Raw genomic sequence first — 19,926 nt, forward strand, 5'->3', positions numbered from 1 at the left:
TGACAATGGCCTATAACGAAGCGACCATGCTTCCGATCTGGCTGAAGCATTACGAGCGGCAGGTTGGGGCAGAGAACTGTTATATCCTTGACCACGGTTCCGACGACGGTTCGACAACAGGATTGCGCGTTAACGTCATCCGGTTGCCGCGGTTGCCCCTGAACGAATGGGAGCGCGCTCACACCGTCAGGGATTTCTGCGCCTCGCTGTTCATCGGCTTCAAATATGTTCTCTATGCGGATAGCGACGAGCTCATCCTGCCAGACCCGGACGTATCGCCGAACCTGTCGGACTACATCGCATCGCGGTCGCTGCCACCGATCCTCGATCTGTTCGGTGCCGATGTCATGCACGTCCCGGAAGAGCCCTCCATCGACGTCGCGGCGCCGATATCCGGCCAGCGGCGATTCATCCGTCCGATATCGACCCTGTGCAAGGCCACTATCGTGTCAGAGCGCGTCGACTGGCACGTCGGATTCCATTGTCTGATTCAGGATCACCGACCCGAATTCCGGGACCTGTTCCTGTTCCACTTGGCCTACCTGGATCACGATATACTCTTCCGGCGGCAGCAGAAGCGGAACGCCGCTGCGCCGATCGGCATTCCGAACTCCCATCACGCGATCGATCCGACGGAGTTCCTGGCCTTCGTGAAGGCGGATATCGGTCGGGTCCCGCGGCGTGCCGTTCGGATGCGTCAGGGTGAGGCCCTCTTCGAGACCACCAAGCGGATCTTCGCCGACGCCATCGAACGCAAGAGCGCGATCCAGGCCCCCGACCTGTGGCAATTGCCCGATCGCTTCGTCGGAACCTTCTAGGAACGCTGCCGCCGTTCGCGCGTCGCACCGGGCGCGGCGATCCCGGCCAGGTCCGCCAGGACGATCTTGTGGTCCCCTGGCCATGCCGAGCATCGGCCGCAATGTCCGGGGGCCGGGATCATGAAGCGAGGACGGCGGTCAGAAGCGCCGATGAACCTCCCCGCCGCGGCCCCTTCCCGTCTCGATGTCTGCGCCTTCCGCGCCCCCGCGATCCTCATCACCCCGGCGGCGGCGCGATGTCCTGCCTCGACGGGTCGATCGGATGCGGGGCAGCCGAGCCGTGCTCGCCACGCGGATCCTGGCCCGCCCCGCGAGCCGGCCCGGGAGCGCCCTAGGACAATCCATCCTTCCCCGGAGAACGACGCGGCTGCGCGGGCGGCGCCATCCGGTATAGGTCGGGCCGCCCGACGGCCTTCGCGCCGCGCTGGCGAATCCGTGAGGAGGCACGACCCTGCGCGATGATCAGAGCCTCACCGCCCCGGCTGCCGAGCCGAGGGGCGCCGGCCTGTTGTGGGCCGAACGGGTCGCGGAGCTGGCGCACGCGGCGCTCGTCGCGGAACTGGAGACCTGGCCCAAGCCCGGCCTCGTAAGCCCGGTCGATTCCGGCAGCCACGACGATATGGATGCGGGAACGCTCCGCCGCAGCGCGGCGGCGATTCGGCCGTTCTTCGCCGAGCTGGTCGCGGCGGGGGCCCGCGATGCGGCGATGGTGGAGCTCCGGGCGATCGGTCTGACCGCCGAGGCCGCGATGATGCGGGCAACCGGTGGCGTCAACGCGCATCGGGGCGCCATCTTCTCGCTGGGCCTGATCTGCGCGGCGGCGGGCGCGCGGAACGCGGATCCGGCGAGCGCCGAAGCGTTGGCCGCGACCGTCGGGCATCTCTGGGGGCCGGCGATCACCGGGGCACCGGTCTCGGCCGTGAGCCACGGCGGCCGTGCGGCGCGCCGTTTCGGAGTCGGCGGCGCCAGCGCCGAGGCGGCGGCGGGCTTCCCGACGATCCGCACCGTCGGCCTCCCGGCGCTTCGCTTCGGCCGATCCTGCGCCCCCGACGATGCCGAGGCGGCGCGCGTGCACTGCTTCTTCGCCCTGCTCGCGGTCGTCGACGACACGAATCTCCTGCACCGCGGCGGCACCGACGGCCTCGTGGGCGCGCGGGCGGCCGCCGCGACCTTTCTCGAGGCCGGCGGCATCGCGGCCCCCGCGTGGCGGGAGCGCGCGGCGGCAACCCACCGCGCCTTCGTGGCCGCGCGCCTCAGTCCCGGCGGGTGCGCCGATCTCCTGGCCGCAACGCTTCTGCTGGACGCCCTGACCTCCCCGTCCTGACGCGCGAGCAGCCCCCGGTCGCGTCGGCCGCAGTTTCGCGGGTGCCGGCGATACCTACATTCGGCTTCTACCCCCGCCCTCCCCCACCGGACCGCCCGTGACCCTGTTCAGGATCGCCCTTCTCGCGCTCGCCGCGCTCTTCCTCGTGCCTGTAGCAATCTCCGCCTTGCTCTACGCCACGCGGGCGAGCGGCGACTGGCGACTTGCGGATCGGTCCAGCGCCGGCCTGCTTCCGCGCCCGGACGCGCATCCCGGCGCCGTGCTGCGCATCTTCTCCGCGCGGACCGTGAGCTGGCGCGGCATCGTGGCGACCCATAGCTGGATCGTCATCAAGGACCGCGGCGCCCGCGCCTACAGCCGGTTCGACTATACGGCCTGGGGCCAGCCGATCTGGGTCGACCGGTTCGTGCCGGACGGGCGCTGGTTCGGAAATCCGCCGACGGTCGTGTTCGAGGCCGACGGGCCCGAGGCGGAGGCGATGCTCCCGCGGATCCGGAAGGCCGTGGCCGAGTACCGCTACAGCCGGCCGGGCGACTACGTCGTCTGGCCCGGCCCGAACTCGAACACCTTCGTGGCCGCCGTCATGGCGGCGGTTCCGGAGATTCGCGCGAGCCTTCCGACCACCGCGATCGGCAAGGACTTCCCCTACGACGGACGCTGGATCGGTCTGACTCCCTCCCGCACGGGCATCCGCCTCAACCTCGGAGGCTATGCCGGCCTCACGCTCGGCTGGGTCGAGGGCCTGGAGGTGAACCTGCTCGGCGGCGTCGCCGGGTTCGATCTGCGCCGGCCCGGGATCAAGTTGCCGGCTCTGGGTCGAGTCGGCCTCTGAGCGACGCGCAGAGGACCGGCCGCGCCGGTCAGACGCGAGCGGGGACCGGCTCCGGGCGAGGCCGGCCGCGGTGACGGGGCGCGTCGCTCACGGCGCGAGGTCGTGGGCCGGCTCCTTCACCGGGCCGGCGCCGACCAAGGCCGCCCCGACATTGTCCGGTGCGGACGCGGCCTGGGCCCGGTCGATGGCCAGAAGACGGGGAAGCGCCAGGACGGCGCGGATTGCCGGGGCGGCCGATCATCGGGCGGGCATGGTCTGGACCCAGGACTCGCTTGCTGCGGCGCCGGGACGCGCCGCCGCCGCGATCTGCCGGCCGGCGCTGCGGCGTCCAAGCTGGGCACGAGCAGTGCTGGTCGACCCGCAGTGCTCCGGTCGTCGCCGCGGGCCAACCGTCCTCAGCCGCCGTTGCGGGCCATCCGGGTCGTGACCGTGCCGGCAGCGAGGCTCGGCAGCCGATCCTGCGTGCCGCTGACCACCACCAGGCGCTGAACCTCGCCGCGCAGGAAGGCCTGGAGGAACCGGTCGTAGTCGCGGAACGACACGCAGCCGTTCGAATCGCCGCGCGGGCCCAGCATGTAGGTGTGCGCCAGCAGGCCGACGCGGCCATAGACCGCCTCGTTGCCGCCGACCGGCGTGAGGCGGATCGCCCGCACACCGTGGAACGGCCGCTCTCGCTCGGTGAGGTCGTAGGTGGCGGGCGGCGTCGGCCCGCGCATCCGCACATTGACGAGTCGAGGATCGTCCAGACCCTCGCCGAGACCGGAATGGGCCTCCAGGCGCTCGCCGTTCGGCAGGGTCACGGTCTTGGCGGCGATGTTGTAGACCGCGATTCCGGCCGTGGCGCTCGGCTCCCGAGAAAGGGCCAGCGGCGGCGAGACGCGCTGCGGCGGTGGCGCGACGTCGGCCGGCTTGCTCTCCAGCGCCGTGTAGGCCAGCGCCGGTCCGCGCTCGATGCCGAAGAGTTTCTCGAGGAATGAGCGCTCCTCGGGCTGGGGCGCGGGCTGCACCGCGGGCGGCAGAACGCGGCGCGCCATGCGCCGCTCGGACCGCCGGGCGAATCCCTGGCCCGCGGGCGCGCGGAATTCGGGCGGGCGCGGGATCGGCAGCGGAACCACCATCGCGCTGGGCGGCGTCTCGGCGGACTGCGTACCGGGCTGGGAGCCGGCTTCGGCGCCACCTTGGGGAGCGGGTTCGGGCGTCAGCGCAGGCGGAGCGATCTGGTTCCAGGCCCAGCGTGAGGGGAGATCGCCGACGGTCTCGCGGCCGGTCTCGGGCGATTCGGTGGACCCCGGTTCGGCGGCGGCGGTCTCCGCCCTGTCCTCCGCACCCGGCGCGGCCGTCGGCGCGTCCGTCCGGGCGCTCTCGATACCGATCGCCGGGGCCGGTGCGCGATGCAGGACGCTGCCCCCGAGGACGGCCATCGTCACGGCGCCGGTCAGCACCGTCAGGGGCGCGATCCAGGTGTTGCGCGCGTTCCGGATCTTGGGGCCGTCCAGCGGCACGGATTCGACAGCCATCGCGGTTGCCCATGCTCCTCGTCGCGAGGCGGGGCGTGCCGGCTGCCGCCCTCCGGACAGGCGGAGGAATCGCGGCGGGCGGACCGACCCCGCTCAGAGCGAGACAGCGGGGTCGGGCCGGCTTTTCTGGGGCGACGCGATGATCGATCCTGGCCCGATCGAGACCATTTTCGGGCGCGCCGCCGCAATCTTCGTGGTTCTTATCGGCCTATTAGCGGCCGAGATACTGCTAATCGTTGTCGATCTGACGTCCGAGCAGCGCGATGGCCTTCTCGTAGACCGGGGCCGCGTTCCAGCCCTGGATCGCCGCGAAGTTCGGCTCGCCGGGCTGGTAGCCCGCGCCGGCCCGCCAGCCATGAGCCTTGAGGAAGTTAGCCGTGGACGACAGGGCCGCTCCCACGTTGTTGAGGTCGCCGGTACCGTAGGCCAGCACGTTCTTCGGCAGGAACTGGGTGTGCCCAACCTCGCCGTGCGCCGCGCCGCGGGTGCTCGGCGTCAGGAGCCCGCGATCGACCAGGGTCAGCGCGGCGTAGAGCTGGTCCGTGAAGTATTCGGAGCGGCGGCAATCGTAGGCGAGCGTCGCCACCGCGGAGAGCGTGTTGACGTTGCCGCGCACGGCGCCGAAGCCCGTCTCCATGCCCCAGATCGCCAGGAGCGGGCCGGGCGGGACGCCGTAGCGCTGCTCGATCGAGTCGAACAGGGCCGCGTTCTGATGCTTCAGGGCGCGGCCGCGCTTCACGATGGTCGGGCCGCCGCGCTTGGCGAGGAACTGGTCGAGCGACAGCTTGAAGCTGTGCTGTCCCCGGTCCGCCGAGATGGTGGCGGTCGAGTAGGTGGTGTTCTGCAGCGCCGCGAGGCTGGCCGCGCTGGCCCGGCCGCGCGCCTCCTCCGCGAATTGCCGCTTCCACGCATCGAAACCGGCCGCGGTGTTGCCGCACTGCGCGGCCTGCGCCTGCCCGGCGCTGAGGGCGATCCCGGCGATGGCCGCGACCACGATGGTCTGACGCCGCAAATTCTCGATCACGCGAAACACTCCTTCGGCGCGTCGTCGCGCCCTGTCCTGCTGGGGATACCGGGTCACATCTCGTCGATATCAGGGCGAGAAGATGTCGAAGACGCGACCGTGCGGCTCGCCGCCGTCAAATCATCGCGCATCTCGGGATCTGCGACGAGGCCGCCACGGCGAAGCGTTCGGAGCATCGTGAACACCGCGTGAGCGGCGAGCCGCTCCGCGGCCGCGCGGCCCCGGACCGGCCAAGATCAGGCAGCTCGTCGGACCGACTAAACTCAGGTTCTGATAGATCGATCGCGTCTAAGATGTGTATTTTGCCGGCCAACTGAGTGCATGTCGGCGGATTTGGGCGATCTGTCACAAGATTGTCAAGCGATGGACATAGCTTTGCCGGCGGAAAGACTTCGGCGAAGAGACGGCGTGGGGTCGTTGATGGTCCGGGCGGCGTGGCATGCATCGAGATTCCGCCTCCCGCGCCTCCGCCCCTCCTGAACGGTTCGCGGCGCAAGTCGCCGCCCGGCGTTCTCCGGGCGCCGGGGCCGGAGCGTGCGCGAGCCCTTCGGCGGGCCGAGGTCCGGCCGGCGCGAACGCGCGGGGCCGTGGACCGGACCCGGGATGCCCTCCCCGAACCTGCAACCGACGGTCGGAGCGGGCCGCCGCTGCGCCGACCTAGCCGACAGCGAGACAGGACGCCCATGGCCCTCGGAATGCATGACACCGGTTCCTCGCGCGCGGGCACGCTCGAGCCCGATCTCGACCGCGATGGCGTCGCCAAGGCCTACGGCCGCTGGGCCCCGGTCTACGATCTGGTCTTCGGGCCGGTCTTCGCCCAGGGCCGCACCCTGGCGGCGGCGGCCGCCGAACGGGTCGGCGGCCGGATCCTCGAAGTCGGTGTCGGCACGGGCCTGTCGCTACCCGCCTACCGGCACGCCCGCAGCATCGTCGGCATCGATATCTCGGCACCCATGCTGGAGAAGGCGCGCCAGCGCGTGGCGCGGCTGCGCCTGCGCAACGTCGAGCGCCTCGCCGTGATGGACGCCGAGCACCTGGACTTCCCGGACGACTCCTTCGACGTGGTGGTGGCCCAGTACGTCGTCACGGCGGTCCCCGATCCCGAGGCGGCGCTGGACGAGTTCGCCCGGGTGCTGCGGCCCGGCGGCGAGATCGTGATCACCACGCGGATCGGCGCCGAGGCCGGCCTGCGGCGCGCGGTGGAGCGCGCTCTCATGCCGGTGACGAGCCGCCTCGGCTGGCGGACAGAGTTCGCCTGGCACCGCTACGCAACCTGGGCGACCGGCGCGCCGGTGGAACTCGTCGAGCGCCGGGCGCTCCCGCCGCTCGGCCACTTCTCGCTGCTCCGCCTGCGCAAGCGCGCCGCGTGAGCGCGATTCAGCTTCGACCAGCTCACAACCTTCGATCGGGGACGCACATCATGGCGAGCTTTCTGGAGGCGCTGCGCATCCAGCGCTGGGACGACCACCGCTATTACCACCACAACCGCGTCAACCAGAGCTTGCACGTGGTGAGCGCGATCAGCTTCCTGGTGGCGTACGCGCTGGCATTCAAGGACCCGGCCACGGCGGCTCTGATCGGCTGGCTGGTGGCGATGACGTCCCGGCAGGCCGGCCACCTGTTCTTCGAGCCCAAGGGCTACGACCACGTCAACGACGCGACCCACGAGCACAAGGAGGAGATCAAGGTCGGCTACAACTTGCAGCGCAAGGTCGTCCTCCTGGCGATCTGGGCCGTGTCGCCCCTGCCGCTCTACTTCGATCCGAGCCTCTTCGGCCTGATCTCGCCGCATCAGAGCACCGCGGACCTGATCCGCAACGTCGGCTGGATCTGGCTGTGGCTGGCGCTGGCCGGCCTGCTGTTCCGGATGGTGCAGCTCTTCGTCCAGCGCGACGTCCAGACGGGCCTCGTCTGGGTCACCAAGATCCTCACGGACCCGTTCCACGACATCAAACTCTATCACAAGGCGCCGCTGGCGCTTCTGCACGGCGAGCTGGTCGAGGAGCAGGAGCCGCACGAGCGCGGCGCCTGAGCCGGACCGGCGCGCCGGACCCGTTGCCCGGCGCGCCGCATCAGCCTTGATCGGGGGCTCGCAGACCCAGGCGGGTGCCGAGCCCGCCCAGGCGGACCGCCGCGACCTCCCGCAGGATCGACCGGCGGATCGCCCTGTCGCTCGGCGCTCCGCCCTCCCACCAGCCATCCGCCCGCATGGCCTGTGCCGCCGCCACGAAGCGCGTCGCGACGGACTCGAAGGTCGCGTCGTCGTAGGCGAAGCTGAAGATCATCCGGCCGGTCCCGACCCACGACAGGGCCAGCCCCTCGGCGCGAAGGTAGAATTGCAGCATCCAATTGTAGCGCGACGGCTTGGTGTACAGGACCGTCCACACCGTCGACATGTTGGCGACCCGTACCGGCAGGTCGGCCTGCGCCAGCCGGGCGTTGAGGTGCTGCGCGCGCGCATCCCAGGTCGCGTCGAGGTCGGCGTAGCGTGCGGCGACTTCCGGGCTGTCCAGCCGGTCGAGGAACGCCGCCATCGCGCCCATCACGTAGGGATGGGCGTTGAAGGTGCCGCGGGCGAAGCAGATGTCGACCGGTCGGTCGTCGCGGTACCGGCGCATCAGGTCGGCGCGCCCGCACAGGACGCCGACGGGCAGGCCGCCACCGAGGGTCTTGCCGTAGGTGACCATGTCGGCGCGCAGGCCGAAATAGTCCTGCGCGCCGCCGCGGGCGAGGCGGAAGCCGAGGAAGATCTCGTCGAGGATCAGGACGATGCCCCGGGCGCTGCACACGGCCCGGAGATCGCGGAGCCACCGGGTGTAGGCGGCGCGGTCGAAGGACGCCCTGCGGCCGCTGTCGACCAGCGCCGAGTCGGCCGGGGCTCCGGCATTCGGGTGCAGGGCCTGCAGCGGGTTGACGAGGACGCAGGCGACGTCCCGCCGGGAGGCGAGCACCCGCAGCGTCCGTTCGGACATGTCGGCCAGGGTGATCGTGTCGCGGGTCGGGACCGGGTTGCCGATGCCGGGCTGCACCTCGCCCCACCAGCCGTGATAGGCGCCGCAGAACCGCACAATCCGGCGGCGGCCGGTATGGTACCGGGCGAGCCGGACCGCCTGCATCACCGCCTCGGTGCCCGACATGTGGAACGAGACCTCGTCGAGGCCCGAGATCGCCTTCAGCCGCGCGACGTTGCCGGTGACCACCGGGTGCAGCGGCCCGAGCACGGGCCCGAGAGGCGAGACCCGCGCGGCGCCCTCCTCCAGGCAGGCGCGGTAGAAGTCGACGCCGAGGAGATTGACGCCGTAGGAGCCGGCGAGATCGTAGAAGACGTTGCCGTCGAGATCCGTGACGGTCACGCCTGCGGCGGCGGCCGCGAAGGCGCCGGTGCCGAGATGCGCGCGCACGTGCCGGGCGTACTGGAACGGCACCCGGTAGAGCCCGGTGAACTGGAGGTCCGAGAGCCCGTCGCGAACCGCCTCGGTCTCGGCCCGTGTCCTGGCGAAGCGCGCACGGAACAGGTCCGAGAGCCGCCCGAAGCCGGCCTCGCGCCGGCGCGCTACCGCCTCGTCCGGATCGTCCGAGCGGAAGAAGGACCGCTCCGAATAGGAATAGTGCGGGATCAGGCCGGCGACGCGCCGGGCCATGCGGGCGTGGCCGGTCAGCGAGCGATGCTTCGCCCGCGAGAGTTGCAGGCGCTCGGCCACGCGCGGCAGGGCGAGGACCGCGGCGGCGGCGGTGGCGGACAGGGTGGCGAGGAGCGCGGACATCGCCCCGCGCCCTACCGGAGACGGTTCACGGCATGATGACGGTTTCCGGATCCCGGCTGCGGACAATCCTGGCGCGGGTCGGCGCGCAGGAGGATCTCAACTTCCTGCTGACGAACCGCCTGCCGCGACGGCTCGCGACCCGGTTCATGGGCTGGTTCAGCCGGATCGAGCAGCCGCTGATCCGCGACCTCTCGATCGCGACTTGGCGGCTGTTCTGCGACGTCGACCTCCGGGACGCGCAGGAGACGCGCTTCCCCAGTCTCCACGCCGCCTTCGTGCGGGCCCTGCGCCCCGGTGCCCGACCGATCGCGGCCGATCCCGCGTTGCTCACGAGCCCCAGCGACGCGATCCTGGGGGCCCATGGCCGCATCGAGGCCGGCCGCCTGTTCCAGATCAAGGGCCTGCCCTACCCGCTGGCCGAGCTGCTGGGCGGGGACCTCGCGCTGGCGCGCGCCCACGAGGGGGGCTGCTACGCCACCCTGCGCCTGACGGCCGGCATGTACCATCGCTTCCACGCCCCGCACGACCTGCGCGTCGAGTCGGTTCGGCACATCTGGGGCGACACCTGGAACGTGAACCCGATCGCCCTGAAGCGGGTCGAGGCGCTGTTCTGCCGGAACGAGCGCGCGATCGTGCGGTTGCGCCTCGCGGAAGGCGGGCACGCCGTGACGCTGGTTCCGGTGGCGGCCATCCTGGTTGCCGGGCTGCGCCTCGGCTTCCTGCCCGAGGGGCTCGCCCTGCGCGAGACTGGCGGCCGGACCATCCCCACCGCGGCGCCTCTGGCGAAGGGCGCGGAGATGGGCTGGTTCGAGCACGGCTCCACCATCGTGGTGCTGGCGCCGCCGGGCTTCGCGCTCTGCCCGGGGCTCAACGTCGGGTCAATCCTGCGGGTCGGCGCGCCACTGATGCGCCTGCCGCCGCTTCCCGGGTCGCCCGGCCGCTGAGCCTGCCTCCTCAGGCATCCTGCACCGCCGCCAGGAACTCCGCGACGGCCGCGTTCAGGGACTCGGATTGCCGCGAGAGGGCGGAGGCCGCCCCGAGAACTGCGGCCGCGGTCCGGCCGGTCTCCCCCGCGGCCTGCGTGATGGTCCCGATCGTGACCGTGACCGCCTGCGTGCCGTCGGCGGCCTGGCCGACATTCCGCACGATCTCCTGGGTGACCGCCTCCTGCTCTTCCATCGAGGCCGCGACGCTCGTCGCGATGGCCCGAAGGTCCAGGACCGCGGCGGTGATCGCCTGGATGACGTCGACGGCGCGATGCGTCTCCTTCTGGATGGCCGCGACCTGAGCGGAGATCGTCTCCGTCGCCCGGACGGTCTGCGCCGCAAGCTCCTTCACCTCGGTGGCGACGACCGCGAAGCCGCGGCCGGCCGCGCCCGCCCGGGCCGCCTCGATCGTGGCGTTGAGCGCGAGCAGGTTCGTCTGCGCGGCGATGCCGGCGATCAGGCTGATCACAGTCCCGATCCGCTCGGCTCCGTCGGCGAGGCTCATCACGAGGGTGTTCGTCTCCGTCGCCTCGGACGCCGCGCGCCGGGCCATGTCCGAGGACCGCGCGATCTGGCCGTTGATGACCCCGATCGACGTCGCCATCTGCTCGCTGGCCGCCGCAACGGTCTGCACGTTGACCGAGGTCTGCTCGGCCGCCGAGGAGACTTGGAGCAGCTGCGTCGCGGTCTGCCCGGCATTGCGATCCAGGGTCGCGGCGGCGGCTTCCATGGCCGCAGCGCTGCTGGTCAGCGCGTTCGTCAGGCGCTCCACCTGGGCGCGGAACGTCTGCGTGGCGCGGTCCAGGGTCTCGGCGCGGCGTGCCTTCACCGCCGCCTCGGCGGCGGCGGCCGCATCCGCCGCGCGCGTCGCGACGAGTGCTTCCCTGAAGACCTGAACGGCCCTGAGCATCGCTCCGATCTCGTCGCGGCGGTGCGCGCCGTCGATCTCCGCGTCGAGGTCGCCCGAAGCCAGGCGGGTCATCGTCTCGGTCGTCCTGCCGATCGGGCGGGTGACCTGGAGGAGGATCACGCGGATGCCGTACCCGACCGCGAGGGCTGCGCCGACGACCGTGGCGACGAGCAGGAAACGCAGGTGCTGCGCCATCGCGTCCGCGCGTTCGTACGCGGCGCGGGCCTCACGAACCTGCAGGTCGGACAGCTGGCCGATGCCCTCCGCCGTCGGAGCCATCGCGCGGATCAGCTCGTTCCGAACCGCGTTCACGGCGGCGAGGTCCCCGGTCGCCAGGGCGCGTTCTAGGCCACCGACGAGCTCCGTGTTCCGATCGATCTGCGGCTTGAGGCCCGCGACGAGCCGCTGCTCTTCGGGTGTCAGATACGTGGTGAGGTAGGCGGCCCATGCCTTCTTCGCCCGTGCCATCTCGCGGTCGAGGATCGTTGCGGCTTCGGCAGCCTTGATGTCGTGGCCCTCGTAGCGGCGCGCGGCCCTCAGAATGGCGTCGAAGGCATCGCGCATCGCGCCGAACTGGCTGAGCGGCATGATCCTGTCGGCGTAGATCGATTCGAGAGCTCTGGAGTTCTCGTAGACCGCATAGTTGCCCAGACCGGCTGATATCACGAGAAGTGAGGTGAGCGCGGTGAGAAGGCCTATAATCCTTCCTTTTATCGTGATATTCATCGATAGTGACCGTATCATTGTCAGACTCGGGCAACGATGGCGGTTTAACAGCTCGCAGAAGGGTTTCCAAATTTTTCTTCGAGGCTTTGGGTGGTCTGATCTTTTTGCCATAAGCTGCTAACTATGGGATAAATCTCGAACAATGTTTCGAGAATAGCCTCTAATAGGCGAAACGAGCCGGGAAAACATCTCGATCTATAATCCGATGTCTTGGGTGCGGCGTCGCAGACGATGGGTGCGAGATCGAGCCGGTTCGGATTACCCGATGCTGTCGGACTGGCGCCCCACCAACAGGCACGCAACAGAAGAAGGTGATCTGAGCGGCGGCCCCATCCGCAGGACGCAATGGCGGTGGCCGAAAAGGCCGGGCGGCGCCGAAGGATGAGACAGGCGGCTCCGCGAGACAGTGCTCATCGCGCAGACGGTGGTGTCGCTGCCCTGGACCGTGCTCGCGACCCCGATCGAGCGATGGCCGCCTGAGTCCGTCGTTTGACCCGGTGATGGCGAGGCTGCAGCGCCGAGCGGACGCGTACCCTCAGCGCTGCACCGCCTCGATGTCATCCTCGTAGATCGAGTCCGGCTGGCACGCGTGCCACTCCTTCTTCTCCTCCGCCTGCCCCTTGCGGCCCCAGCAATAGCCCGCCTGCGCCAAGCGCCCGCTCAGCCGATCGCGAAGCCGACACTGCTCGCGGGTGATGGCCGGATCTCCGGCGCCTTCACAGGCTCGCGCGGCCTTCGCCTCGGCCGTCAGCAGTTCAGGAACGGTCGGAAGCTGCTGCTGAGCGTGCGCTCCCGTGCCGGCGACGACCAGAGCGAGCACGGCGAGTTCTGTGCGCATCGGCGCAGGATAGCCGCACTTCGGCATTCGGCAACTGCCCGCCGCACCGCGCTGCGGAGCGACGAGACGAGTTTGGGCGCGAGGCTGCGGTCGGGGATTCGTGCGGCCTTATCCGCACGGTTCTGGCCGCCACCCCGGATGAGGACATAGCTATCCAGGCGCAGTACTGTTTCAGCCGCGCGATCTCCTGATCGGCGGACCGCCGTGAGCGGAATTCATCCGGCGGCGGCCGCGCGGACATGGGCGAACAAGCCCCTCCCGCCGCGTTCGATATCCTCGCGCACCGCGTCCCGGGCCGCCTCCGGGTCGCCGCGGCGCAAGGCGTCGATGATGCGCCGATGGGGGTGCGGCTCCCAGTCCGGGACGCCGTCGTCGTAGAGGTGCGAGAGTATCGGGCCGCAACGCACCCACAGCAACTCGACGATCTCGTACAGGATCGGCATCTGCCCGAGTCTGCACAGCGTCAGATGAAACTCGGTGTTGAGGTTCACCGCGCGCGCGAAGTCGCGGCTCGCGTGGCAGAGCGAGATCCGCGCGTGGATCGCGTCCAGCGCGTCGATCTCGGCCGCGCGCCCGGCCGCACCCGCCGCGGCGGCACGACCCTCGAGATCGGTGCGGATCGCCCGGATCTCGAGGAGCTGATCGAGGGTCAGCCGGGGCACGACGACGCTGCCGCGTGCATCGAGTGCCAGCGCCTTCTCGGCCACGAGCCTGAGCAGGGCCTCGCGCATGGGTGTCGCGCTGATGCCGAACCGGGCCGACATCGGTCGGAGACGCAGGCGCGTGTCCGGTCGGAGCTGCCCGCGCATCAGGGCGACGCGCAGCTCGCGATAGGCGCGCTCGCTCAGGCTCTCCTTGACGAGCGGACGGACCCAGTCCGGCAGTACGTCGCCGCCGTCCGGTTCAGACGCCGAAGCGCTTGACATATTCCTCCCCGCCGTTGGATGTTTGTTATAACAAATAACGAACTGCGTCGACGGCTCGCGCCGGCGACGGGCAGGGGACGGAAATGCTCGCGTTGCGCAAGGCGACGGTCGCGTTCGGGGCGGACCTCGGTCACGTCGACGCGGCGGCCATTCCGGTCGCTGGCCGCGTGCCCATCACGGTTGCCGCCCCCGGCATCTGCGGCCCCGACGTGCACGCCTCGTGCAGGCGCCGCGCTCCCGGTTCGTCAATCCCTTCATGCCGGTCACCCTCCCCCACGGGTTCGCCGGGACGGTCCCGCCGGTGGAAGGCGACGTGACCGCGCTGGCCGTGGAGGATCGCGTCACCTGCCGGCCGACGGTGCCGTGCGCCGCCCGCGCCGCCGGCCGGCCGCGGAATTGCCAGGGCAGGCCGGTCGGCGGCCGGTACGCCGGCGCCCTCGCCGATCACGTCCTGCCACTGCGCGCGGAAGGCCGGGCGCGGCCGGCGATCGAGTCCGCGTTCCCGTTCGACGGGGGCGCCGAGGCCCATGCCCCCGTGAAGGTCGGCCAGCGGGTCGGGCAGTGCGTCCTGTCGATGGGCGGCGCCGTGCGAGGGAGCCGTTGATGTCCAAGCTGTCCGAGCGCGCCAACATGACCGGCGCCCATGTCCTCGCTGCCGCGCTCCACCGGCACGGGGTCCGCGACGTGTTCGGCCAGAGCATCCCCTCGGCCCTGTTCCTGGCCGCGCCGCATCACGGCATCCGCCAGATCGGCTACCGTACCGAGAATGCCGGTGCCGCGATGGCCGACGCCTACGCGCGGATCTCGGGCCGGGTCGCGGTGGTCGCGGCCCAGAACGGCCCCGCCGCCACCCTGCTGGTGCCGGGCCTTGCGGAAGCGTTGAAGGCGTCCGTACCGGCCGTGGCGATCGTCCAGGATGTCCACCGCCGCTTCACAGACCGGAACGCCTTCCAGGAGCTCGACCATTTCGCCCTGTTCTCGGGCGTCGCCAAATGGGTCCGCCGTGTCGCGGTCGCCGAGCGCATCGACGACTACGTCGACATGGCCTTCGCCGCGGCGGCCTCCGGTCGCCCCGGCCCGGCGGTGCTGCTGGTCCCGCTCGACCTGCTCGACGAGCGACCCGGTTCCGAGACCTGGGCGCCGCGCCGTTCGGCCAGCCTCGGCACCTACCCCCTCGACCGCGCGGTCGCTGATCCGGCCAGGATCGCGCAGGCCGCGGACCTGATCGCCGGGGCGCAGCGCCCGCTCGTGATCGCGGGCGGCGGCGTCCACTCTTCCGGTGCCTACCCGGAGCTCGCTGCCCTCCAGACGCTCGGACTGCCGGTCGCCACCACGGTGATGGGCAAAGGCGCCGTCGCCGAGACCGATCCGCTCTCCGTCGGCGTCGTCGGCTACTTCATGGCGCCTCGGGGGCGGTCGGCCCATCTGCGCGCGCTCGTCACGGAGGCCAATGTCGTCCTGCTCGTGGGCAACCGCACCAACCAGAACGGTACCGACAGCTGGTCGCTCTACCCGGCGGGCGCCCGGTTCATCCATCTCGACATCGACGGGGGCGAAGTTGGGCGCAACTACGAGGCGCTGCGCCTCGTCGGCGACGCCAAGCTGACCCTCGCCGCCCTCGCCGAGGCGCTGCGGCAGCGTGATCTCTCGGGACCGGAGGGCCGCCGCGCGGCGCTCGCGGACACCATCGCCCGCGCCCGCGAGGCCCATGCCGCCGACGTGGCCCGCTTGGTCGACATGGAGGCCGTGCCGATCCGCCCCGAACGGATCATGGCCGAGATCGACGCGGTGACGCACGGCGAGACCGTCGTCGTCGCCGACGCGAGCTACGCGTCGATCTGGGTCGCGAACTTCCTCACGGCGCGGGAATCCGGGCAGCGCTTCCTGACGCCGCGCGGCATCGCCGGCCTCGGCTGGGGTCTGCCCTTCGCACTGGGCGCCAAGGCGGCGCGCCCGGAGGCGCCCGTGATCTGCGTGACCGGGGACGGCGGCTTCGGCCATGTCTGGTCGGAGCTGGAAACGGCGCGGCGCATGCGGCTTCCGGTCGTCGTCGTCGTCCTCAACAATCAGATCCTCGGCTATCAGAAGCACGCGGAGCTGAGCCTGTTCGACGCTTTCACCGACGCCTGCGATTTCGAGGCGGTGGACCATGCCGCGATCGCGCGGGCCTGCGGCTGCGTCGGGACGCGCGTGGAGCGCCCCGCGGACCTCGCCCCGGCGCTGCGCGACGCGCTCGCCAGCGGCTCCGTGACGGTGATCGACGTGATCACCGACCAGCGCGCCTACCCGCCGATCACCAGCTTCGAGGGCAAGGACGCGCTTGCCTACTGATGCCGCCGACCGGCCCGGCGGGAAGGCGCGCGAAGCGCCGGGTCGACGACCGTCACGGCAGGAGACGATGTCAGTTCCGGTGCGCGCGCGCCGCCCTCGTACCGAATTTCGCGGCCCTGCCTGACGACGACTCCGTGCGGCGCCCGATCTGGAGATCTGAGATGACCGAGCGACAGTCGAACCCGGACGCGATCGCGCGGCGCCCGAGCCACGCCGGGCGGCGCGTCCTCGTCACCGGCGCCGGCCGCGGAATCGGCCGGGCGATCGCCGAGGGCTTCGGTGCGCGCGCGGCCCTTGTGGGCGTCGCCGACGTGAACCCGGACGACGTCGCGGCGACGGTCGCGGCCATCGCTGATGCGGGCGGCCGCGCCCTGCCGATGCACCTCGACGTCGCCGATTATCCGGCGGTCGCGGCGGCCCTGTCGGAGGCCGCCGCCGCGATGGGCGGCGCGTTCGACACGGTCGTCAACAATGCCGGCATCTCGCCCAAGCACGGCGGGGAAGCCCGCAGGGTCTGGGAGATGGATCCGGCCGAGTGGAACCGCGTCGTCGCGGTCAACCTGACGGGAGCGTTCAACACCGTCCGCGCGCTGGCGCCGGCGATGCGCGCGGCCGGCCGCGGCTGGATCGTTAACCTGTCCTCGGTCGCGGGCAAGACCCACTCGCCGATCGTTGCCTGCCACTACGCGGCCTCGAAGGCGGGCCTCATCGGCCTCACCAAGCACCTCGCGGCCGAGCTCGGGCCGTTCGGCATCCGCGTCAACGCCATCGCGCCGGGCCGCATCGAGACGCCGATGGTCCGGGCGGTCGGCCGCGCCGTCAACGACGAACAGGTTCGCCTGACCCCGATGGGCCGCCTCGGCGCCCCTGAGGAGGTCGCGGATCTGGCCCTCTACCTGACCTCCGCCGAAGCGAGCTTCGTCACCGGCCAGACCGTCGACGTCGCCGGCGGCCTGTACATGACGTGAGCCGGAGCCGGTCGGGACAGTCGATGGACAGGAAAACGGCCATGAACAGCGCGGTCACCGCGGCCGGGATCACCGGACGAACCCGGGTCTACGGGATCCTGGCGGACCCGATCCACCACGTGAAGGCGCCCGAGGTGATGGGGGCGCTCTTCGCCCGTCACGGCGTGGATGGCGTCCTCGTCCCGCTGCACGTGACGGCGGACGGCCTCGCTGCCGTGATGGACGGGCTGAAGCACCTGCGCAACTTCGGCGGCTTCATCGCCACCGTGCCGCACAAGACGGCGATGGCCGGCCTGTGCGACGCGCTCACCCGCGAGGCCGAGCAGATCGGGGCCGTCAACTGCGTCCGGCGGGAGGCGGACGGGCGCATGGTCGGCACGATGCTGGACGGGATCGGCTTCGTCGAGGCTTTGCGCGGCTCGGGCCTGGATCCGAGCGGCCGGAGCGCGGCTCTCGCGGGCGCCGGCGGTGCCGCGAGCGCCGTCGCCTTCGCGCTGGCGGAAGCGGGCGTCGCGCGCCTGACGATCTTGAACCGCACCGCCGACCGCGCCGCGGCGCTGGTCGCGCGATTGCGCGCCGCCTATCCCGCCCTCGCGGTCGCCGCGGAGGGCGTCCAGGCGGAGCACGACCTCCTCGTCAACGGCACGTCGCTCGGGATGCGCCCGCAGGACGCCGCTCCCTTCGATCTGGCCGCGCTCCACGCCGGCCAGTTCGTCGCCGAGGCGATCATGGATCCGGAGACGACGCCGCTGCTCGCGGCCGCGCTGGCAGCGGGCTGCCGCATCCAGAAGGGCCGGCCGATGCTGGAGTGCCAGATCGACCTGATGGCCCGCCATATGGGCGCGCTTTGAAGGCCGGATCTGGGGGGAACCGTGTCGCAGACCTCGGGACCGGCCGACACCGACGCCGCCGCGGCGGGCGAGTTCGACTACGTGATCGTGGGCGGCGGCACGGCGGGCTGCGTCCTGGCCAGCCGCCTGACCGAATCCGGGACGCACCGGGTGCTGCTGCTCGAGGCCGGGGGACGGGCGCGCAGCCCCTGGGTCTCGATCCCCGCCGGGTTCAGCCGCCTGCTCCAGCATCCGTCCTACAATTGGCGGTTCCGGACCGAGCCGGAGGAAGCGACCGGCGGCCGGGTGATCGCGGTCCCGCGGGGCAAGGGGCTCGGCGGCTCGACCCTGATCAACGGCATGATCTACGTGCGCGGGCAGCCGCAGGATTACGATGCCTGGGCGCAGGCCGGGTGCCGCGGCTGGGGCTTCACGGACGTGCTGCCCTACTTCCGCAGGCTCGAGGATTACGACGGCGCGCCCGGCCCTCTGCGCGCCCGCGGCGGCCCGCTGCCGCTCACGGAGGTCGCCGAGCGACCCGCGATCGCGGAGGCCTTCATCGCTGCCGCGCTGGCGGCGGGCCACGCGCGCAATCCCGATTACAACGCGGCGAGCCAGGACGGCTTCGGCTACTACCAGGTGAACCAGCGGCGCGGCCGGCGGGTCAGCGCCGCGGATGCCTATCTGCGGCCGGCCCTTGCCCGTCCGAACCTCGCCGTCGTGACGGACGCGCACGTCCTGCGGGTGGCCTTCGATCGGGATCGGGCGTGCGGCGTTGCCGCGCTGGTCAGCGGGCGCGAGCGGCTGTTCCGCTGCCGCGGTGAGGTGATCCTCGCCGCGGGGGCGGCGCAGACCCCGCAGATCCTGGAACTGTCCGGCCTCGGCGACCCGGCGATCCTCGCCGGGCTCGGCGTGGCGGTGCGGCGCGCGCTCCCCGGCGTCGGCGCCAACTACATGGACCACTACTGCACGCGCATGAACTGGCGCGTGCGCCTGCCGGTAACGCTGAACGAGCAGACCCGCGGCCTGCGCCTTGGCGTGGCGGCGGCGCGCTACCTCGCGACGCGGCAAGGTATCTTGGCGCTGGGGACCGGCCTCGTCCACGGCTTCGTGCGCACGCGACCGGGGCTCGACGGGCCCGACGTGCAGTACTTCTTCATGCACGCGAGCTACGCCAACGCCGCCGAGCGCAAGCTCGACCGCCTGCCCGGCATGACGATCGGCGTCACGCAGTTGCGGCCGGAATCGCGTGGCACGATCCACGCCGCATCGCCCGACCCGCTCATGCCGCCCGCCATCCGCCCGAATTTCCTCGCCACCGAGGAGGATCGCCGGGCCATGGTCGAGGGCATGAAGATCGCGCGCGCCATCGTCGCGCAGGCGCCGATGGACCGTTTCCGCGGGGCCGAGCTCAATCCGGGCCCGGACTGCCGGACCGACTCGGACTGGCTCGATTTCGCCCGCCGCGACGGCCAGACGATCTACCACATCTGCGGCACGTGCCGGATGGGCGTCGATCCGGGCTCGGTGACGGATCCCGACCTGCGGGTGCACGGCGTCGCCGGTCTCCGTGTGGCGGACGCCTCGATCATGCCGCGCATCGTCTCCGGGAACACGCAAGCCGCGGTGTTCATGATCGCCGAGAAGGCCGCCGACCTGATCCGGGCCGATGCCTGATCCGGTCTGGCCATCGGGCGCCGGGGCGCGTACGGCAGGCCCGCGCCAACCTCGGCCGTTCTGTGCCAGTCCCGGCCGGGTCTCGGCGCCGGCCGGGATTGTGCGAGGGAGCAGATATCAACTCGGGCGCGCTCGGCAAGACCGGCGGTATAGGATCGACGTCATGCTCTACATGGTCCACATGCAGGTCAATATTCCGGCGACCCTGCCGAGGTCGGAGGCGGATCGGCTCAAGGCTGAGGAGAAGGCCTACGCCCAGAAGCTCCAGCAGGACGGCACGTGGCGGCACCTGTGGCGCATCGCCGGGCAGTACGCGAACTACAGTGTCTTCGATGTGGCCGGCAACGACGCGCTTCACGAGGTCCTGAGTTCGCTGCCACTTTACCCGTACATGGCGATCAGCGTGACGCCGCTGGCGCAGCATCCCTCGGCCATCGCGGCCAACTGACGGGTCG

At 71.2% G+C, this 19,926-nt stretch carries 18 protein-coding genes; 12 read left to right on the forward strand and 6 right to left on the reverse strand.

The window, feature by feature from the left end:
• Positions 1 to 26 precede the first annotated feature (26 nt).
• The 3 genes from MOTC310_RS16585 (at position 27) to MOTC310_RS16595 (ending at position 2,974) form a co-directional block, all read left to right on the forward strand.
• Complete coding sequence (locus MOTC310_RS16585; RefSeq protein ID WP_419539922.1) at positions 27 to 818, forward strand: glycosyltransferase family 2 protein; 792 nt, start codon at positions 27 to 29, stop codon at positions 816 to 818.
• Positions 819 to 1,326: 508 nt separating this feature from the next.
• Positions 1,327 to 2,142, forward strand: a complete 816-nt coding sequence (gene mdcB / locus MOTC310_RS16590; RefSeq protein ID WP_331302555.1) for a triphosphoribosyl-dephospho-CoA synthase MdcB — start codon at positions 1,327 to 1,329, stop codon at positions 2,140 to 2,142.
• Positions 2,143 to 2,239: 97 nt separating this feature from the next.
• Positions 2,240 to 2,974, forward strand: coding sequence for a DUF3750 domain-containing protein (locus MOTC310_RS16595; RefSeq protein WP_331302556.1), 735 nt, complete (start codon positions 2,240 to 2,242; stop codon positions 2,972 to 2,974).
• A 395-nt stretch (positions 2,975 to 3,369) separates the two neighbouring features.
• Here the strand turns inward: MOTC310_RS16595 and MOTC310_RS16600 are convergent, their stop codons facing one another.
• Together MOTC310_RS16600 and MOTC310_RS16605 are read right to left on the reverse strand one after the other, a co-directional pair.
• Positions 3,370 to 4,491, reverse strand: coding sequence for a tlde1 domain-containing protein (locus MOTC310_RS16600; protein WP_331302557.1), 1,122 nt, complete (start codon positions 4,489 to 4,491; stop codon positions 3,370 to 3,372).
• A gap of 229 nt (positions 4,492 to 4,720) precedes the next feature.
• Positions 4,721 to 5,515: a lytic murein transglycosylase gene (locus MOTC310_RS16605; RefSeq protein WP_331292020.1), complete on the reverse strand. Its 795-nt coding sequence runs from the start codon at positions 5,513 to 5,515 to the stop codon at positions 4,721 to 4,723.
• A gap of 683 nt (positions 5,516 to 6,198) precedes the next feature.
• Between MOTC310_RS16605 and MOTC310_RS16610 the strand changes: the two genes are divergently transcribed.
• Together MOTC310_RS16610 and MOTC310_RS16615 are read left to right on the forward strand one after the other, a co-directional pair.
• Complete coding sequence (locus MOTC310_RS16610) at positions 6,199 to 6,885, forward strand: class I SAM-dependent methyltransferase (protein ID WP_331302558.1); 687 nt, start codon at positions 6,199 to 6,201, stop codon at positions 6,883 to 6,885.
• Between the two features lie 50 nt (positions 6,886 to 6,935).
• Complete coding sequence (locus MOTC310_RS16615; RefSeq protein WP_331302559.1) at positions 6,936 to 7,547, forward strand: hypothetical protein; 612 nt, start codon at positions 6,936 to 6,938, stop codon at positions 7,545 to 7,547.
• Between the two features lie 40 nt (positions 7,548 to 7,587).
• On the opposite strand, the gene MOTC310_RS16620 is transcribed toward MOTC310_RS16615, so the two are convergent.
• Positions 7,588 to 9,279, reverse strand: a complete 1,692-nt coding sequence (locus tag MOTC310_RS16620) for an aminotransferase class III-fold pyridoxal phosphate-dependent enzyme (protein ID WP_331302560.1) — start codon at positions 9,277 to 9,279, stop codon at positions 7,588 to 7,590.
• Positions 9,280 to 9,311: 32 nt separating this feature from the next.
• On the opposite strand from MOTC310_RS16620, the gene asd reads away from it, so the two are divergent.
• Positions 9,312 to 10,223 carry an archaetidylserine decarboxylase gene (gene asd, locus MOTC310_RS16625; protein WP_331302561.1) on the forward strand — a complete coding sequence of 304 codons (912 nt, stop codon included), beginning with the start codon at positions 9,312 to 9,314 and terminating at the stop codon, positions 10,221 to 10,223.
• A 10-nt stretch (positions 10,224 to 10,233) separates the two neighbouring features.
• Here the strand turns inward: asd and MOTC310_RS16630 are convergent, their stop codons facing one another.
• The 3 genes from MOTC310_RS16630 to MOTC310_RS16640 form a co-directional block, all read right to left on the reverse strand.
• The gene (locus MOTC310_RS16630; RefSeq protein WP_331302562.1) at positions 10,234 to 11,919 is read right to left on the reverse strand and encodes a methyl-accepting chemotaxis protein; all 1,686 of its coding nucleotides are present in this window, start codon (positions 11,917 to 11,919) and stop codon (positions 10,234 to 10,236) included.
• 517 nt (positions 11,920 to 12,436) lie between these two features.
• On the reverse strand, positions 12,437 to 12,739 hold the full coding sequence (locus MOTC310_RS16635) for a hypothetical protein (RefSeq protein ID WP_331302563.1): 303 nt from the start codon (positions 12,737 to 12,739) through the stop codon (positions 12,437 to 12,439).
• A gap of 215 nt (positions 12,740 to 12,954) precedes the next feature.
• Complete coding sequence (locus MOTC310_RS16640; protein ID WP_331302564.1) at positions 12,955 to 13,665, reverse strand: GntR family transcriptional regulator; 711 nt, start codon at positions 13,663 to 13,665, stop codon at positions 12,955 to 12,957.
• A gap of 256 nt (positions 13,666 to 13,921) precedes the next feature.
• Between MOTC310_RS16640 and MOTC310_RS16645 the strand changes: the two genes are divergently transcribed.
• The 6 genes from MOTC310_RS16645 (at position 13,922) to catC (ending at position 19,919) form a co-directional block, all read left to right on the forward strand.
• A complete protein-coding gene (locus MOTC310_RS16645; protein WP_331302565.1) occupies positions 13,922 to 14,269 on the forward strand; it encodes an alcohol dehydrogenase catalytic domain-containing protein in 348 nt (115 codons plus the stop codon).
• Positions 14,269 to 15,996 (forward strand): acetolactate synthase catalytic subunit, encoded by a 1,728-nt coding sequence (locus MOTC310_RS16650; RefSeq protein WP_331302566.1) that lies wholly within the window; start codon positions 14,269 to 14,271, stop codon positions 15,994 to 15,996. The genes MOTC310_RS16645 and MOTC310_RS16650 overlap by 1 nt, the downstream gene beginning before the upstream one ends.
• Before the next feature lie 161 nt (positions 15,997 to 16,157).
• A complete protein-coding gene (gene fabG, locus MOTC310_RS16655) occupies positions 16,158 to 16,964 on the forward strand; it encodes a 3-oxoacyl-ACP reductase FabG (protein WP_331302567.1) in 807 nt (268 codons plus the stop codon).
• A 41-nt stretch (positions 16,965 to 17,005) separates the two neighbouring features.
• A complete protein-coding gene (locus tag MOTC310_RS16660; RefSeq protein ID WP_331302568.1) occupies positions 17,006 to 17,815 on the forward strand; it encodes a shikimate dehydrogenase family protein in 810 nt (269 codons plus the stop codon).
• 21 nt (positions 17,816 to 17,836) lie between these two features.
• Positions 17,837 to 19,471 carry a GMC family oxidoreductase gene (locus tag MOTC310_RS16665; RefSeq protein WP_331302569.1) on the forward strand — a complete coding sequence of 545 codons (1,635 nt, stop codon included), beginning with the start codon at positions 17,837 to 17,839 and terminating at the stop codon, positions 19,469 to 19,471.
• Between the two features lie 163 nt (positions 19,472 to 19,634).
• Positions 19,635 to 19,919 (forward strand): muconolactone Delta-isomerase, encoded by a 285-nt coding sequence (gene catC, locus MOTC310_RS16670; protein ID WP_331302570.1) that lies wholly within the window; start codon positions 19,635 to 19,637, stop codon positions 19,917 to 19,919.
• Positions 19,920 to 19,926: the final 7 nt, after the last annotated feature.

Origin of the sequence: Methylobacterium oryzae (assembly GCF_036441375.1) — a bacterium.
Classification (GTDB): domain Bacteria; phylum Pseudomonadota; class Alphaproteobacteria; order Rhizobiales; family Beijerinckiaceae; genus Methylobacterium; species Methylobacterium oryzae_A.